The organism is Nocardia sp. NPDC003999, from assembly GCF_053604885.1.
Genome location: NZ_JBSGIB010000006.1, coordinates 168588 through 183246, shown reverse-complemented (window position 1 = coordinate 183246; position 14659 = coordinate 168588). Strand labels below are relative to the sequence as shown.

15 protein-coding genes and 2 pseudogenes are annotated in these 14659 nt (G+C 69.0%); 3 read left to right on the top strand and 14 right to left on the bottom strand.

Going from position 1 to position 14659, the window contains the following annotated elements:
* Nucleotides 1–5 precede the first annotated feature (5 nt).
* Nucleotides 6–815 (bottom strand): S-methyl-5'-thioadenosine phosphorylase, encoded by an 810-nt coding sequence (locus ACWESM_RS15595; RefSeq protein WP_364430889.1) that lies wholly within the window; start codon nt 813–815, stop codon nt 6–8.
* Between the two features lie 197 nt (nt 816–1012).
* Here ACWESM_RS15595 and ACWESM_RS15590 point away from each other — a divergent pair, with 197 nt between their 5' ends.
* On the top strand, nt 1013–1336 hold the full coding sequence (locus ACWESM_RS15590; RefSeq protein WP_355076219.1) for a metal-sensitive transcriptional regulator: 324 nt from the start codon (nt 1013–1015) through the stop codon (nt 1334–1336).
* A gap of 5 nt (nt 1337–1341) precedes the next feature.
* Here the strand turns inward: ACWESM_RS15590 and ACWESM_RS15585 are convergent, their stop codons facing one another.
* The 5 genes from ACWESM_RS15585 to ACWESM_RS15565 all read right to left on the bottom strand — a co-directional run bounded on the left by ACWESM_RS15585 (nt 1342) and on the right by ACWESM_RS15565 (nt 6951).
* Nucleotides 1342–2277, bottom strand: coding sequence for a TAXI family TRAP transporter solute-binding subunit (locus tag ACWESM_RS15585; RefSeq protein ID WP_364430885.1), 936 nt, complete (start codon nt 2275–2277; stop codon nt 1342–1344).
* Entirely contained in the window at nt 2274–3695 is a 1422-nt protein-coding gene (locus ACWESM_RS15580; protein WP_364430882.1) for a sensor histidine kinase, read from the bottom strand. Before ACWESM_RS15580 ends, ACWESM_RS15585 begins: the two co-directional genes overlap by 4 nt.
* A gap of 28 nt (nt 3696–3723) precedes the next feature.
* Entirely contained in the window at nt 3724–4383 is a 660-nt protein-coding gene (locus ACWESM_RS15575; RefSeq protein WP_195084845.1) for a response regulator transcription factor, read from the bottom strand.
* Between the two features lie 46 nt (nt 4384–4429).
* The gene (locus tag ACWESM_RS15570) at nt 4430–5833 is read right to left on the bottom strand and encodes an MFS transporter (RefSeq protein WP_452492270.1); all 1404 of its coding nucleotides are present in this window, start codon (nt 5831–5833) and stop codon (nt 4430–4432) included.
* Between the two features lie 284 nt (nt 5834–6117).
* Nucleotides 6118–6951, bottom strand: coding sequence for an LLM class F420-dependent oxidoreductase (locus ACWESM_RS15565; protein ID WP_355076209.1), 834 nt, complete (start codon nt 6949–6951; stop codon nt 6118–6120).
* 173 nt (nt 6952–7124) lie between these two features.
* Between ACWESM_RS15565 and ACWESM_RS15560 the strand changes: the two are divergent.
* Nucleotides 7125–7562: pseudogene (locus ACWESM_RS15560) on the top strand (Hsp20/alpha crystallin family protein); the annotation flags it as partial.
* Between the two features lie 142 nt (nt 7563–7704).
* Here ACWESM_RS15560 and truA read toward each other — a convergent pair.
* From truA to infA, 8 genes are all read right to left on the bottom strand, one after another.
* On the bottom strand, nt 7705–8580 hold the full coding sequence (truA, locus tag ACWESM_RS15555) for a tRNA pseudouridine(38-40) synthase TruA (RefSeq protein WP_355076320.1): 876 nt from the start codon (nt 8578–8580) through the stop codon (nt 7705–7707).
* Nucleotides 8581–8686: 106 nt separating this feature from the next.
* The gene (gene rplQ / locus ACWESM_RS15550) at nt 8687–9208 is read right to left on the bottom strand and encodes a 50S ribosomal protein L17 (RefSeq protein ID WP_355076207.1); all 522 of its coding nucleotides are present in this window, start codon (nt 9206–9208) and stop codon (nt 8687–8689) included.
* A 50-nt stretch (nt 9209–9258) separates the two neighbouring features.
* The gene (locus tag ACWESM_RS15545) at nt 9259–10317 is read right to left on the bottom strand and encodes a DNA-directed RNA polymerase subunit alpha (protein WP_039796155.1); all 1059 of its coding nucleotides are present in this window, start codon (nt 10315–10317) and stop codon (nt 9259–9261) included.
* A gap of 107 nt (nt 10318–10424) precedes the next feature.
* On the bottom strand, nt 10425–11030 hold the full coding sequence (gene rpsD, locus ACWESM_RS15540) for a 30S ribosomal protein S4 (protein WP_355076205.1): 606 nt from the start codon (nt 11028–11030) through the stop codon (nt 10425–10427).
* A 20-nt stretch (nt 11031–11050) separates the two neighbouring features.
* Nucleotides 11051–11464, bottom strand: a complete 414-nt coding sequence (gene rpsK / locus ACWESM_RS15535) for a 30S ribosomal protein S11 (protein ID WP_039795647.1) — start codon at nt 11462–11464, stop codon at nt 11051–11053.
* Between the two features lie 9 nt (nt 11465–11473).
* Nucleotides 11474–11845: a 30S ribosomal protein S13 gene (gene rpsM, locus ACWESM_RS15530; protein WP_039795645.1), complete on the bottom strand. Its 372-nt coding sequence runs from the start codon at nt 11843–11845 to the stop codon at nt 11474–11476.
* A gap of 248 nt (nt 11846–12093) precedes the next feature.
* Entirely contained in the window at nt 12094–12207 is a 114-nt protein-coding gene (gene rpmJ, locus ACWESM_RS15525) for a 50S ribosomal protein L36 (protein WP_011207363.1), read from the bottom strand.
* A 150-nt stretch (nt 12208–12357) separates the two neighbouring features.
* The gene (gene infA, locus ACWESM_RS15520) at nt 12358–12579 is read right to left on the bottom strand and encodes a translation initiation factor IF-1 (RefSeq protein ID WP_003418601.1); all 222 of its coding nucleotides are present in this window, start codon (nt 12577–12579) and stop codon (nt 12358–12360) included.
* A gap of 512 nt (nt 12580–13091) precedes the next feature.
* Here infA and ACWESM_RS15515 point away from each other — a divergent pair.
* Nucleotides 13092–14659: pseudogene (locus tag ACWESM_RS15515) on the top strand (hypothetical protein); the annotation flags it as partial.

The following is a 14659-nucleotide window of genomic DNA, read 5'->3' as shown; positions in this document are numbered from 1 at the left end:
CGGACTCAGGGCAATTCGAACGGCAGCGACACGTCCGCGTGGACACGGCACTTGTCGCAGGTGTCGGTGCCGTCGACCGCGGCCACCGCGCGGCGGACGAGCTCCTTGAAGGGCACGAGGTTTCGCTTGAACTCGGCGAAGACGTCGACGGCGCGCACCCCCTCGCCCTCCTCCAGACCGGCGTCCAGATCGGTGACGAGGGCGACGGCGGCGTAGCACATCTCGAGTTCGCGGGCGAGCACCGCCTCCGGGTGGCCGGTCATGTTCACCAGCTCCCAGCCCTGGGCGGCGAACCACCGGCTCTCGGCGCGGGTGGAGAAGCGCGGACCCTCGACCACGACCATCGTGGCCGCGTGCATCATGTGCAGTTCGTCGGACTCGGCCTTGATGGCCGCGGCCCGCAGTTCCTCGCAGTACGGGTCGGCGAAGGACACGTGGATGCCGCCGCCGTCGAAGTAGGTCTGCGGACGACCGGAGGTCCGGTCGACCAGCTGATCGGGCACCGCGACCGTGCCGGGGCCCCAGTCCGCCCGCAGGCTGCCGACGGCACAAGGCGCGAAGATACGGCGCACGCCCAGCGAACGCAGGGCCCACAGATTGGCCCGGTAGGGCAAGGTGTGCGGCGCGAATTCGTGGTTCTTGCCGTGGCGCGGCAGGAACGCCACCGGCCGCCCCTCCACCTCTCCGACGGCGATGCCCGCGCTCGGTGCACCATAGGGGGTGTCGACCTCGACGATGGTCGCCTCGTTGTCGAAGAAATCGTAGAAGCCGCTGCCGCCGATGACGGCGAGCGCGGGCCGGGGGTGCGAACTCATACCTCAATTGTCTCGTCCCCGGGTGGCCGTCGCGCGCCGGGATCCGCGTTACCCTGCTTTCCGGCGGAACACGGACCGTTCCGACCGGGCGGGGTCTGCCGCACCATGCGGCCCGACCTGACAAGACGCCCCCGGAACTGTACCCTAGGGGGGTATTGATCCGGTTCCGGCGACCGGCAGGCAGCGAGGAGACATCGGTGGCAGCTTCCCCCCACGACCACACGGCGGCCGACCACGCCGCGCACGGCTACATCACCGCCAAGGACGACTACCTCAAGCGGCTGCGGCGCATCGAGGGTCAAGCGCGCGGTCTGCAGCGGATGGTCGAGGAGGAGAAGTACTGCATCGACATCCTCACTCAGGTGTCCGCCATGACCAAAGCCCTGCAAGCGGTCGCGATGGGCCTGCTGGAGGATCACATCAGCCACTGCGTCGTGGACGCGGCCGTCGCGGGTGGCCCGGAGGCCGAGGCCAAGATCAAGGAAGCGACCGACGCCATCGCCCGCTTGGTCAGGTCCTGACGGAACTATCCGTGCCAGCGGCGATAGACCGCGGCAGCTCCCGGGTGCAGCGGAATCGGGCCGGTGCTGATCAGCGACCGGCCGTCGAGGAATTGGGTGCCCGCCGCCTCGGTGGGCACCAGCGCGTCGGCGTGCCACACCAGTAGTTCGACGATGGCCGCGGCCACCTCCTCGGACATACTGCCCGCGGCCAGCAAGAGATTCGCCACCCCGATGGTGTGCACCGAGACCCCGCCCGGATAGGCATCCGCGGGGATCGCCACCCGGTCGTATACCGGCCCGAACCGGTCCCGCATCGGCGCGGCCAGTTCGCCCATGTCCACGAGCCGCATCCGGCTCGGCACCGCGAGCCGTGCCGTCGGCACGCCGCCCGCCCACAACAGCGCGTCCACGTCGCCAGCGGTCAGGGCGGCCACCGCTTGCGCCAAGGGGCGATGGGCGATCGCGACGTCGGCGCTCGGGTCGAGCCCCGCGACGCGCAATATCCGTGCGCCGGTCAAGGCCGCGCCCGATCCCTCCGCGCCCAGACTCACCCGCGTTCCCCGCAGATCCGCGACCGAACCGATCGGGCTGTCCGCCCGCACGACCAACTGCAGGTAGTTCTCGTACACCCGGCCCAGCGCGAACACCTGATCGGCGCTGTCGCGCACCGAATCCGCGAGCGCGAGCGCGGCATCGACCTCACCGCGCGCCAGCAACGCCAGATTGTCCTGCGAACCCGAGGTGGTGACCCGCTCGATCCGCACACCCCCGGCGTTTTCGGCGGCGAGGCCGAGCAACCCCGCGAAGGCGTGATAGAAGCCGCCGACCTCGCCGGACGCCAGCCGCGCGGTGGCGCCCCGGCCGCCCGGCCCACAACCCGCGAGCCCCGCCGCGACGGCCAACGCGAGGAAGCCGCGCCGACCGACGCCGCGCCGGACGATCGGCTCCCGGCCGGTCATCGGGCCTCCGCCTCGGGTAGGCGCACCGAGACCGCCAGACCATGCGGACGCACCGCGGCCACGGTGAGCACGCCGCCGCGCGCCTGCGCCAATGCGGCGGCGATCGGCAGGCCCAGCCCGGAGCCACCGGCCCCCGCGGCCGAACCGCGGAAGAAACGGGTGGTCAGCTTGTCGAGCTCAGCGGGAGGAACACCGCTGCCGTCGTCGCGGACGGTCACCGTGACCCAGCCCGGCTCGGTCGCGACGACCAGATCGATGTTCGCGCCCGCGCCCGCATAGCGTGTCGCGTTGCTCAGCGGTACGTCGAGCATCTGCGCGAGCACGTCGGCCGGGACCGCGACGTCGGCGGGCCCGGCCACGGCCGCCACGCGCAATCGCTGTCCGGCCGCCTCGAATGCCGAGCACCAGGCGTCGAATCGGTCGGCGATCACTTGCACGGCGTCGCACTGGTCGTCGCCCTCGGCCGTGCGGGCGACGTCGAATGCCGCCGGGGTCTCGGCGACGGCCAAGCTGAGCAAGCCGTCGAGCAACGCGGTGAGCCGCTCCACCTCGGCGCCAGCGTTGTGGAAGATGCTCGCCGCGCTCGCCGGGATCGCTGGTTCCAGGGAATCGAGGCGAATGGTCAGGGCGGCCAGTGGATTGCGCATCGCGTGTGCGGTGTCGGCGACCAGCTGGCGCTGCGCGTCCGCCGAATCGGCCACGGCCAGCGCCATCGCGTCGAACGACTCGGCCAGCGCCCGCATCTCCGGCGGCCCGCCGTAGCGGCCCGCGATCGATACCGGCGCGACGGTGTCGGCGCGCGGCTTGGGCAGCGTCGCGGTCAACTCCGCCACACCGTGCGACAGCGCCGCGAGCGGCCGCAGCACCCAGCGGCCGATCGTCACCGCCAGCAGCACGAACAGCGCCATCGCGACCACGCCGCCGAGCACGATCACCGCCCAGTCCCGCGCGATATCACCGCGAGCACGGGCCGTCGACGCCTCGATCACCACGGCCCCGTTCACCTGCACGCCGGTGCCGACCGGCCGCGCGACCAGCATGCTCGGCGCGCCCCACGGCGTCAGCTTGTCCACCGCGTGCGGACGCTGATTGCGGCGCGCGGCCGCCACCGCCGCGACGATGCCGGGATCGTCCATGTCCGCGCCCGCGTTCACCGTCGGCGCACCCCTGGCGTCGACCACGAGCACGTTCTCGCCGTACAGCTCGTGATAGCGCAGCACCTCGTCGGCCAGCGCACGGCTGTCCCCCGCGGTGACCGCGTCGTCGGCGAGGGTGGCGAAGCGGTCGGCGTCCCCCGAGCGCGCGAGCACCAGCTGCTGGGTGCGGCTGGTGGCGATGGTCAGCGACAGCGGGACCGCGAACGCCAGCACCGCGATGGCCGCGAACAGTGTCAGCGCGACCAGCAAGCGACGCCGCATGGCACACCTCCGGCCCGCCGGACCGCGCTCACTGCCCCCACCGATACCCGTACCCGCGGATGGTGGTGATCAGGCCGGGCCGGTTGAGTTTCGCCCGCAAGCCCGTCATGTGCACGTCCAGCGAACGCGAGACCGCGACGAAGGCGTCACCCCAGATGCGGTCCATCAACTGCTGACGGCTCACCGCGGCCCCCGGCCGTTCCACCAGCGCCTCGACCAGCTCGAATTCCTTCTGAGTCAGCGATACCGGCTCCCCGGCCACCTCGACAACGCGGGCGCCGAGATCGACCCGCACGTCACCGGTGACGATCACCGACTGCGCCTGTCGCGCCGCCGCGGCCGCCCGCCTGGTGACCGTCTCCAGCCGCGCGACGAGTTCCGCGATGCGCGGCGGCTTCACCAGATAGTCGTCGGCGCCACCGCGCAAGCCTCGCACGATCGAGCGTTCGTCACTGCGCGCGGTCAGGATCAGCACCGGAACCGAACTCACCTCGCGCAGTCGCCGCAACACCTGCAGACCGTCGCCGTCGGGCAGTCCGAGATCCAGAATCACCGCGTCGTAGTCGCGGTGCGCGATCAGCAGATCCGCGCCGCGGCGCTTGCGTTCGGCGCGGTAGCCACGGGCGTTGAGCGCCTCGACCAGCGCGTCTCCCACGCCGTCGTCGTCCTCGACCACCGCAAGCCGCACGCGCCGATCCTCCCACAGTGGGCGGACCGGCGCGTGTGCCGGTCGGTCAGTCACGCACGGTGACCATCGGCCGACCCGGCTCGGCCCCCGCGGCGCCGGACCCGGTGTCGGCGCTCGCGGTGGGCTCGGCCGTGTCGATCGCCGACGAGGCCGAGGTCTCCCGCATGAAGTAGTAGGTGATCAGCGAGACGGCGATGCAGCCTGCGACATACCAGAAGTACAGCGACTCGTGGCCGCCCTTCTTCAGCGCGAGCGCGATCGTCTCGGCGGTGCCGCCGAAGATCGCGACGGTCAAGGCATAGGGCAGCCCTACGCCGAGCGCGCGGATCTTCGTCGGGAACAGCTCGGCCTTCACGATCGCGTTGATCGAGGTGTATCCCGTGATGATCACCAGCGCCGCCATCATCAGACCCCACGCGGCGACCGGATTGGTGGTGCGTGCGAGCACCGTCATGATCGGCACGGTCAGCAAGGTGCCCGCCACGCCGAAGAAGATGAGCAGCTTGCGTCGGCCGATCCGGTCCGACAGCGCCCCCGCCAGCGGTTGCAGCACCACGAAGACCAGCAGCGCGATGAAGTTGATCCACGCCACGGTCGACTTGGAGATGCCGGAGGTGTTGATCATGAACTTCTGCATGTAGGTCGTGTACGTGTAGAACGCGACCGTTCCGCCCAGCGTCAACCCGACGACCAGCAGGCATTCGCGGGGGTACTGCAACAGGATCCGCAGGGAGCCACGCGATTCCCGCACCTCGGCGGCCGTCGCCGCGGTCTTCTTCGGCCGCTGTCCGGATTCGGCGCGGAACTGCTCGGACTCGTCCATGCCGCGCCGCAACCACATCACGATCAGCGCACCGGCGGCGCCGATCACGAACGGGATCCGCCAGCCCCAGGCGTTCATCTGGCCGGCGTCGAGGAACTGTTGCAGCACGATCTGCACCCCGAGCGCGACGAGCTGTCCTGCCACCAAGGTCACGTATTGGAAGCTCGAGTAGAACCCGCGCCTGCCCGCCGAGGCCACCTCGGACAGATACGTCGCACTGGTGGCGTATTCACCGCCGACCGACAACCCCTGCAGCAGCCGGGCGACCAGCAACAGAGCCGGAGCGGCCAGGCCGATGGTCTGGTAACCCGGCGTCGCCGCGATCATCAGCGAACCGGCGGCCATCACGGTCACCGACAGGGTCAGGGCCGAGCGCCTGCCGAACCGGTCGGCGTACCGACCCAGTGCCCACCCGCCGATCGGGCGCATCAGGAAGCCGACCGCGAACACGGCGGCGGTGGACAACAGTTGCGCGGTCGGATCGTCCTTCGGGAAGAACGTCTTCGCGAAGTACACGCTGAACGCGGCGTAGACATACCAGTCGTACCACTCGACGAGATTGCCGATGGATCCGCGCAGAACATTCGCGACCACCCGGCGCTCGCCGACGGGCTGTGTCGTAGTCACAACATCTCCTTCTCCGACGCCTCATCACGTCGTCGCAGATCAGTGTGTCGACAGTCACACGCGCGCGAAATGGCTCTCGAAGCTTCCTAACAGTCCCTTAGGACGATCGCCGGAAACAAAACCGGCCCCCGGCGCAGCGCCGGGGGCCGGAGACGGGCGGTCAGGATCCCGCGGTCAACAGCGCAGCAAAGGTACACAGCGCCGGGGGCCGGAGACGGGCGGTCAGGATCCCGCGGTCAACAGCGCAGTAAAGGTGCGCAGCGCCGGGGGCCGGAGACGGGCGGTCAGGATCGCCCGGTGAGCAGCGGAGCGAGGGTGCGCAGAGCCGGGAGGTAGTTGTCGCCGAGGATCTGCACCGCGACGTGGTCGGCGCCCGCGTCGGCGTGTTCGGACAGCTGGGCGGCGATCCGCTCCGGCGTGCCGTGCGCGATGACGGCGTCGAACAGCGCCTCGCTCGGCGGCACGGTGAGGTCGGCGTCGGTGAAACCGAATCGGCGCAGGTTCGACGCGTAGTTGGTCAGGCCGACATAGAACTTGACGGTCTCATCGGCGACCGCGTGCGCCGTGCCGGCGTCGTCGGTCAGCACCACCTTGTGCTCGGTCGCCAGCAGCGCGTCCGGGCCGACGATCTCGCGGGCCTTCGCCGTGTGCGCCGCGGGCACGAAATAGGGCAGCGCGCCCAGCGACCGCTCGGCGGCCAGCTTCAGCACGCGCGGGCCGAGTGCGGCCACCGCGCGACGTTCGGCGGGTACTCCCGCGGCGTCGAGGTCGTCGAGATACTCGACAAGCGCGTCGTACGGCTTGCGGTACTCACCGGTGTGCTCCGGGTGTCCCGCACCGATGCCGAGCAGGAACCGGCCCGGGAAGCGGGCCTCGATCCGGTGGAACGAGTCGGCCACCTCCTTCGCGGGCGCCGCCCAGATGTTCACGATGCTGGTGGCGACGGTGATCGTTTCGGTCGCCTCCAGCAGCGGTTCGACCGTCGCCAGATCCGCCGGAGGCGAAGCCCCCAGCCAGAGCGCGCCGTATCCGAGCCGCTCCAATTCTCGCGCGTCTTCCGGGCTGAACCCGTTGTACGCCCGCCACACTCCGAACCGTCCGAGACTGTCGAATGCCATGTCCCGACCCAACACACGCCAGGAGGGCGCTATTCCGGCCGGGCCCGTGCACTGCCAGGACGGCCCCGTCGGGTCGATGCCGTCCCGATTACCGAGGGCTACTGTGGCTATTGCACAGCTATCGGCGCCCGGCGCCTGGCCGGCGCCACCACTAGGAGATGGAGGTGATTGCTGTGCTTCGATTCGATCCATTCCATGACATCGACACCGTTGCCCGCCAACTGCTCGGTGAGACTGCCGGAACCGGTCGCGCACCGCGATTCATGCCGATGGATCTGTTCAAAGCGGGAGATCACTACGTTCTGAACGCGGATCTGCCCGGCGTCGACCCCGGCTCGATCGACGTCAGCGTCGACAACGGCACGCTCACCTTGCGGGCGCAACGCACCGTGCCGAGCGAAGAAGGCGTCCAGTGGATCGCCTCGGAACGTTTCGCGGGCACCTTCATGCGCCAGATGTCCCTCGGCGAGAACGTCGACGTCGAGAACATCAGCGCGACCTACAACAACGGCGTGCTGTCGGTGACGATCCCCATCGCGGAGCGTGCGAAGCCGCGCCGCATCCAGATTTCCGGGGCGTCGCACGAACCGAGGACCATCGAAGCGCAATCCGGCCGGTCCACACCGATGTCGCCGACCCAGCAGGAGCAGACTCAGCAGTCGGCACAGTCGCAGCAGCAATACCCGCGGTCATCGAAGTGACCGCGTCCGCTACCCGCACCCGAGCACGGGTGCGGGTAGTGCGCGGACATTCTCACTCGCCGCAGCAGCCTCCGCCAGGTACCGGAACCGACCGCATCTCCCGCGTCTGCGCGTTGCGGGCCGCGAGTTCCTCGTCGGCCGGGTAGTCCACGCCTATCAAGCTCAAACCATGTGCGGGAGCGACGGTCACCGAACTGGAGCGCTCGGTCTCCCGCAACAGATCGGCCACCCATTCCGGCGTCCGCCGCCCTTCGCCGACGGCGAGGACCGCACCGACCAGACTGCGGACCATCGACCAGCAGAACGCGTCCGCGCTGACGTAGGCGATCAGCAGGTCACCATCGCGCACCCAGTCGAACCGCTGCAGCTCCCGTACCGTCGTCGCACCCTCCCTGCGGCGGCAGAAGGCGGCGAAGTTGTGCAGCCCGAGCAACTTTCGCGAAGCCGCCCGCATCGCGTCGACATCGACGTCGGATCGGCAGGCGACCACGCTGCGGGCCTGGAGCGGCTCCGCACCGTACGGCGCGGTGGTCAGCCGGTAGGCGTAATGGCGGCGGATGGCGGAGAACCGGGCGTCGAACTCCGGCGCGGCCGGGCGCGCGTGCCTGATCCGCACGTCCTTCGGCAGGAAGCGCGCCATCCGGTGCACCAGTTTCGCCGCGTCCAGTTCACCGGCGGTGTCGAAATGCGTGACCTGCCCCTCGGCGTGCACGCCCGCGTCCGTACGGCCCGCCACGGTCAGCTGGATCGGCTCGCGGAACACCTTGCTCAGCGCGTCCTCCAACACCCCCTGCACGGTGCGCAGACCAGGCTGGCGCGCCCAGCCGACGAAATCCGTGCCGTCATAGGCGATGTCCAACCGCACCCGGGTGCGTGGCACGTCGATACCGGGCACGCCCGGTGCGTCCTCGCCCGGTCGACCCGACATCGATCCCACCGATTCCTCCACGGTCACATGATCCTCTGGTCGAAACGAACGAGCCCGCCGACCCAGTGCGGGTGGCGGGCTCGTGCGCGAACTCCGACGCGAAGCGTCAGGCGTCCTTCTTGTCCTCGGCGGCCTCGTCGGCAGCCGGAGCCTCGGCGGTCTCGGCGACGGCCTCGTCGGCCTCCTCCTCGACGACCTCGGCGGCCGGAGCCTCCTCCGCCTTCTTCGAGGCGGCCACGCGACGGGCGCGATCGGCCTCGTTGGTCACGGTCTTCTCGCGAACCAGCTCGATGATCGCCATCGGCGCGTTGTCACCCTTGCGCGGCAGCGTCTTGGTGATGCGGGTGTAGCCACCCTCGCGCCCCTCGAACGACGGGCCGATCTCCGCGAAGAGCTCGTGCACGACATCCTTGTTGCGGATCACCTTCAGCACCTCGCGACGGTCGGCCAGGGTGCCGCCCTTCGCCTTGGTGATCAGCTTCTCCGCGTAGGGACGCACGGCCTTGGCCTTGGCCTCGGTGGTGGTGATCCGGCCGTGCTCGAAGAGCGCCGTGGCCAGATTGGCGAAGATCGCCTTCTGGTGCGACGCCGACCCGCCGAAGCGGGCACCCTTCTTGGGCTTGGGCATTGTGGTGTTCTCCTTGTATGAGGCCGGGCCGGGGCGCCTACCCCGGCGGCCTAGAGCTGTTCGGTCTCGGCGTAGTCCTGCTCGCCGCCGTCGGTGTCGCTGAACGTGCCGCTGTCGCTCCACGTGCCGGTGCTCGCGTCGTAGCCGACCACGCTGGACGGATCGAACGACGCGGGGCTGTCCTTCAGCGAGAGGCCGAGCGCGTGCAGCTTGACCTTGACCTCGTCGATGGACTTCTGACCGAAGTTGCGAATGTCCAGCAGATCCGACTCGGTGCGGGCGACCAGCTCGCCGACGGTGTGCACACCCTCGCGCTTGAGGCAGTTGTAGGACCGGACGGTGAGGTCCAGATCCTCGATCGGCAGGCCGAACGAGGCGATGTGATCCGCCTCGGCCGGCGAGGGGCCGATCTCGATGCCCTCTGCTTCGACGTTCAGCTCACGGGCCAGGCCGAAGAGCTCGACCAGGGTCTTGCCCGCCGAGGCGAGCGCGTCCCGCGCGCTGATGGAGTTCTTGGTCTCCACGTCCAGGATGAGCCGGTCGAAGTCGGTGCGCTGCTCGACGCGGGTCGCCTCGACCTTGTAGGTCACCTTCAGCACCGGCGAGTAGATCGAATCCACCGGAATCCGGCCGATTTCCGCGCCGGACGCCTTGTTCTGCACGGCCGGGACGTAGCCGCGACCGCGCTCGACGACGAGCTCGATCTCCAGCTTGCCCTTGTCGTTCAGGGTTGCGATGTGCATGTCCGGGTTGTGCACCACCACGCCGCTGGGCGGGACGATGTCACCGGCGGTGACGGTGCCCGGACCCTGCTTGCGCACGTACATCGTGACCGGCTCGTCCTCCTCGGAGGACACGACCAGGCCCTTGAGGTTCAGGATGATGTCGGTGACATCCTCCTTCACGCCCGGAACGGTGGTGAACTCGTGCAGGACGCCGTCGATGCGGATGCTCGTGACCGCCGCCCCCGGAATCGAGGACAGCAGGGTACGCCGCAGCGAGTTGCCGAGGGTATAACCGAAGCCCGGCTCGAGCGGTTCGATGGTGAACTTCGAGCGGTTCTCGGCGACGACCTCTTCGGTCAGCGTCGGACGCTGTGAAATCAGCATGTGGATCATCCTCCTTTTGGGCGCCCGCTATTTGACGCCTCGTCTCAGGGGTTGTGCCTGGCCGCCCATCGGGGCGGCCACGCACCAGCGGCACGTTGTGCCAAGTCTTACTTCGAGTAGTACTCGACGATCAGCTGTTCCTGCAGCGGCACATCGATCTGGGCGCGCTCGGGCAACTGGTGGACCAGGATCCGCAGCCGGCCGGGGAGCACCTGCAGCCAGCCCGGAACCGGACGGTCGCCGACGGTCTCACGCGCCACCTGGAACGGCAGGGTGCCCAGCGACTTCTCCTTGACATCGATGATGTCGTACTGGGTGACCTGGAAGCTGGGAACGTCGACCTTCTTGTTGTTCACCAGGAAGTGGCCGTGCGAGACCAGCTGACGAGCCTGACGGCGGGTACGGGCCAGACCGGCGCGGTACACGACGTTGTCCAGGCGGGTCTCGAGCAGACGCAGCAGGTTGTCACCGGTCTTGCCCTTGAGGCGGTTGGCCTCTTCGTAGTACCGGCGGAACTGCTTCTCCATGACGCCGTAGGAGAAGCGGGCCTTCTGCTTCTCCTGCAGCTGGAGCAGGTACTCGCTCTCCTTGATCCGCGCGCGGCCGTGCTGGCCGGGCGGGTAGGGGCGACGCTCGAACGCCTGGTCGCCGCCGACGAGGTCGACGCGCAGACGACGCGACTTGCGGGTGATAGGGCCTGTGTAACGAGCCATTGTTCGTTATTCCTTTCCCGCTAGACGCGACGCCGCTTGGGCGGACGGCAGCCGTTGTGCGGCTGCGGGGTGACATCGGAGATCGTGCCCACCTCGAGGCCGGCGGCCTGCAGCGAGCGGATCGCGGTCTCGCGGCCCGAACCGGGGCCCTTCACGAACACGTCGACCTTCTTGACACCGTGTTCCTGCGCCTTACGGGCGGCGTTCTCGGCGGCGAGCTGCGCGGCGAACGGGGTCGACTTGCGCGAGCCCTTGAAGCCGACATGACCCGACGACGCCCAGGAGATGACGTTGCCGTTCGGGTCGGTGATCGACACGATCGTGTTGTTGAACGTGCTCTTGATGTGCGCGTTGCCGTGCGGGACGTTCTTCTTGTCCCTGCGACGCGACTTCTGGGTCTTCTTCGGGCCCGCGGCCCGACTCTTCGGAGGCATCGGTTATCCCTACTTCTTCTTGCCGGCGACGGTGCGCTTCGGGCCCTTGCGGGTGCGCGCGTTGGTCTTGGTGCGCTGGCCACGCACGGGCAGGCCACGACGGTGGCGCAGGCCCTGGTAGCAGCCGATCTCGATCTTGCGGCGAATATCGGCCTGCACCTCGCGGCGCAGGTCACCCTCGACCTTGAACTCCGAAGCCTCGATGTAGTCACGCAGCTTCGTCAGATCGTCGTCGCTGAGATCCTTCGAGCGCAGGTCCGGGCTGACGCCGGTGGCCTCGAGGATCTCCTTGGAGCGGGTACGGCCAATGCCGAAAATGTAGGTCAGTGCGATCTCCATGCGCTTCTCGCGCGGGAGGTCGACGCCCATGAGACGTGCCATCTGGCAGTTTCCTTAATCGTTGCGGAGGTCTGCTCCCTGTCCGTCCCCTCGTCTTGGCGGGGCACCGGCCTCCGAACCGGTGGTAGGCGCGCACGCCCAGGGCGAACCCTGATTTCCGCAGCGTGCGGCTGGTGCTGGGAGTTCTTCTTGCCAATCCGAACTGCGGTTCGGTGCTTGGCTGGTGTCGCGTCGAGCGTTCGCCGTCGGCAAGCCTCGGGCGGGTGGTGCGAGGTCTCCCTCGCCTCCGCTCAGCCCTGGCGCTGCTTGTGGCGCAGGTTGTCGCAGATCACCATGACCCGGCCGTGACGGCGGATCACCTTGCACTTCTCGCAGATCTTCTTGACGCTCGGCTGAACCTTCACGTCCGTCCAATCTGTTGTGGTTCACAGGGGTGTGAACACAGTTTTTCCCCAGTCGGCGACTGGGGAAGCTCTGGTGTGAGTCTTTCGACTCGGCCCCGGCTCACGCCGGGACTGCCGGCTCGCAACCGACGCCGATCGCGCCGGGCACGATCACTTGTAGCGGTATACGATCCGGCCACGCGACAGGTCGTAGGGCGAGAGCTCGACGACCACACGGTCCTCGGGGAGGATGCGAATGTAGTGCTGCCGCATCTTCCCGCTGATGTGCGCGAGAACCTTGTGTCCGTTCTCGAGCTCGATCCGGAACATCGCATTGGGCAGCGGCTCGACAACTCGACCCTCGACCTCGATGGCCCCGTCTTTCTTCGCCATGTCCTCCGCGATCCCGGTTACGCTCAACCTGGTTTGTTTGCTGGTTCTGCTCGAATGGGACCGATCGCCGGAGCGAACCGCTCGCACACAAACAGGCGGCGCCTAGGTGCACCGCCGCTCCAGCTTACCGATCCGTTCCGGATCGGGCAAAAATGCCTCCCTGTATACCCGTGTCGCCAGCGGTTTCGCAGCCGTCTTCCCACTCGTGGCGGGCCTCGGACGCTGCGCCGCGACGGCACCGAGTTGTCGCGTAAACTGGCCGCTGTCCAGGTATTTGGGTCGAACGGATCGAGGGGGACGCGTGAGCCGGCGCAGCGTGCGAGCCACCGGCGTGGGCGCTCTCGGTCACGGCCGAAGCGAGCGGCAGGGAGGCGAGGCCGTGAGTAATCGTAGCGAGCGAGTCAACGGCAGAGCGTCCCTGGCCACGACCGAGCCGAGCGGGCAGCGAGGGCAGTCGTGACCGAGCGCAGCGAGCGAGAGATCGGCACGCCGAACATCGGCGAGGCGCAGTCGTGAGCCGTAGCAATGACGGCCTGCCCATGCTGCCGCCGTGGCTGTCGGAGAGCGACGTCAGCCAGAGCGGCTACGAAGCGCCGGTACAGAACCTTCCGCACGACGACCTCATCGAGGACTCCCCCAGCCGCAGGCGCGGCCGTTTGCGCGGCCGCGCGCCCGAGGCGGAACGCCCGGATGCCGCACGGCCGGAGAAGCGCCGTAAGGGCTGGCGCCGCGACAAGCACGAGGGGAATGCCGAGGAGGATCAGCGGCAGGGCGACGCGAGTCGCGCGCCCGCGCCGGTTCCGGAGGAGCCCGCACCGGCTCGTGCCCCGCACGAGTCGTGGCAGCAGCCGCAAGAGGCCTGGCAACAGCCACAGGAGTCCTGGCAACAGCCGCAAGATTCTCTGCAACAGCCGCAAGATTCTCTGCAACAGCCGCAAGATTCTCTGCAACAGCCACAAGATTCTCTGCAACAGCCACAGGAGTCCCGGCAGCAGCCTCCGCAAGAGTCCCTCCGGCAGCAGCCGCAAGAGGCCTGGCAGCAGCCGCAAGAGTCCTGGCAGCAGCCGCAAGAGTCTCGGCAACAGCCATACCAGGCCTGGCAGCAGCCGCAAGAGTCTTGGCCCCACCCACAGGCGGCCCAGCAGCCGCAGGGGTCCTGGCAGCAGCCCGGCTACGACCGCACTCCACCGGCGCAGGACAATTCGTGGCAAGCGCCGCCGGAGCGCACCGGCGCTCCGCAGCACAGCCTGCCCACGCGCAATCCGTCGCAGCCCTCACCCGGTTTCCAGCCACTGGGCAGCAGGTCCGCGAACCCGCCCGCGTCGAACGAACAGCAGGCGGACCGGCCGGAGCTCCCGCCGCCGCCCCGGCAACCAGCCGACGAGCGGCCCGCTCCGCCCCGGAACGACGAGCATGCCCCGCCATCGCACGGCCAGAGCACGCCGGGCCAGGCCGTCGGCGGCCGACCTCCGCTCGGGCCGAAGCACGGTGGATGGCCGTCCACCGGCAACCCTCGCCTCGATGCCGCCCTGTCGGCCGTGGCTCCGAGCCTGTGGCCGAACTCGGCTCCGCCCAATCGGACCACCCCACCGATCGGCCCGAGCCCGACCGGAAACGAGGCGACTCAGCGCGGCGAGTCTCGCGAGACCCCACCCGCCGGTCCGAACCAGACCTGGCCTACCTCGACATCGACCGGCCGCGAACCGGCCGCGCAATCGCCCCAAGCCGGATATCCCGCCGCGCCTCCGTCCGCTCCGGAGCAGGCGGCGCGGAAGGGCGGACACTCCTCGACACCGACCAGCGCACAGCCCGCACCGCAGCAGCCCATCGACCCGGCGACGTCGACTCCCGACCGAAGCACGGCCGACCACACCGCGCGGCAGAACGCTCAGGCACCGACCGGCGTGCCATCCGCTCCGGACCAGACAGCGCCGCAGGGCGGACACTCCTCGACACCAACCAGCACACAACCCGCACCGCAGCAGCCCATCGACCCGGCGACGTCGACTCCCGACCGAAGCACGGCCGACCACACCGCGCGGCAGAACGCTCAGGCACCGACCGGCGTGCCATCCGCTCC

What these genes read in the sequence shown, in the direction of transcription:
- ACWESM_RS15585 (WP_364430885.1), bottom strand. Translation starts at nt 2,277, where the DNA reads ATGACCGGCCGGGAGCCGATCGTCCGGCGCGGCGTCGGTCGGCGCGGC.
- rpsD (WP_355076205.1), bottom strand. Translation starts at nt 11,030, where the DNA reads ATGGCTCGTTACACAGGCCCTATCACCCGCAAGTCGCGTCGTCTGCGC.
- ACWESM_RS15565 (WP_355076209.1), bottom strand. Translation starts at nt 6,951, where the DNA reads ATGGCATTCGACAGTCTCGGACGGTTCGGAGTGTGGCGGGCGTACAAC.
- ACWESM_RS15580 (WP_364430882.1), bottom strand. Translation starts at nt 3,695, where the DNA reads ATGCGGCGTCGCTTGCTGGTCGCGCTGACACTGTTCGCGGCCATCGCG.
- truA (WP_355076320.1), bottom strand. Translation starts at nt 8,580, where the DNA reads ATGTCGGGTCGACCGGGCGAGGACGCACCGGGCGTGCCCGGTATCGAC.
- rplQ (WP_355076207.1), bottom strand. Translation starts at nt 9,208, where the DNA reads ATGCCCAAGCCCAAGAAGGGTGCCCGCTTCGGCGGGTCGGCGTCGCAC.
- rpsK (WP_039795647.1), bottom strand. Translation starts at nt 11,464, where the DNA reads ATGCCTCCGAAGAGTCGGGCCGCGGGCCCGAAGAAGACCCAGAAGTCG.
- rpsM (WP_039795645.1), bottom strand. Translation starts at nt 11,845, where the DNA reads ATGGCACGTCTCATGGGCGTCGACCTCCCGCGCGAGAAGCGCATGGAG.
- ACWESM_RS15545 (WP_039796155.1), bottom strand. Translation starts at nt 10,317, where the DNA reads ATGCTGATTTCACAGCGTCCGACGCTGACCGAAGAGGTCGTCGCCGAG.
- ACWESM_RS15595 (WP_364430889.1), bottom strand. Translation starts at nt 815, where the DNA reads ATGAGTTCGCACCCCCGGCCCGCGCTCGCCGTCATCGGCGGCAGCGGC.
- infA (WP_003418601.1), bottom strand. Translation starts at nt 12,579, where the DNA reads ATGGCGAAGAAAGACGGGGCCATCGAGGTCGAGGGTCGAGTTGTCGAG.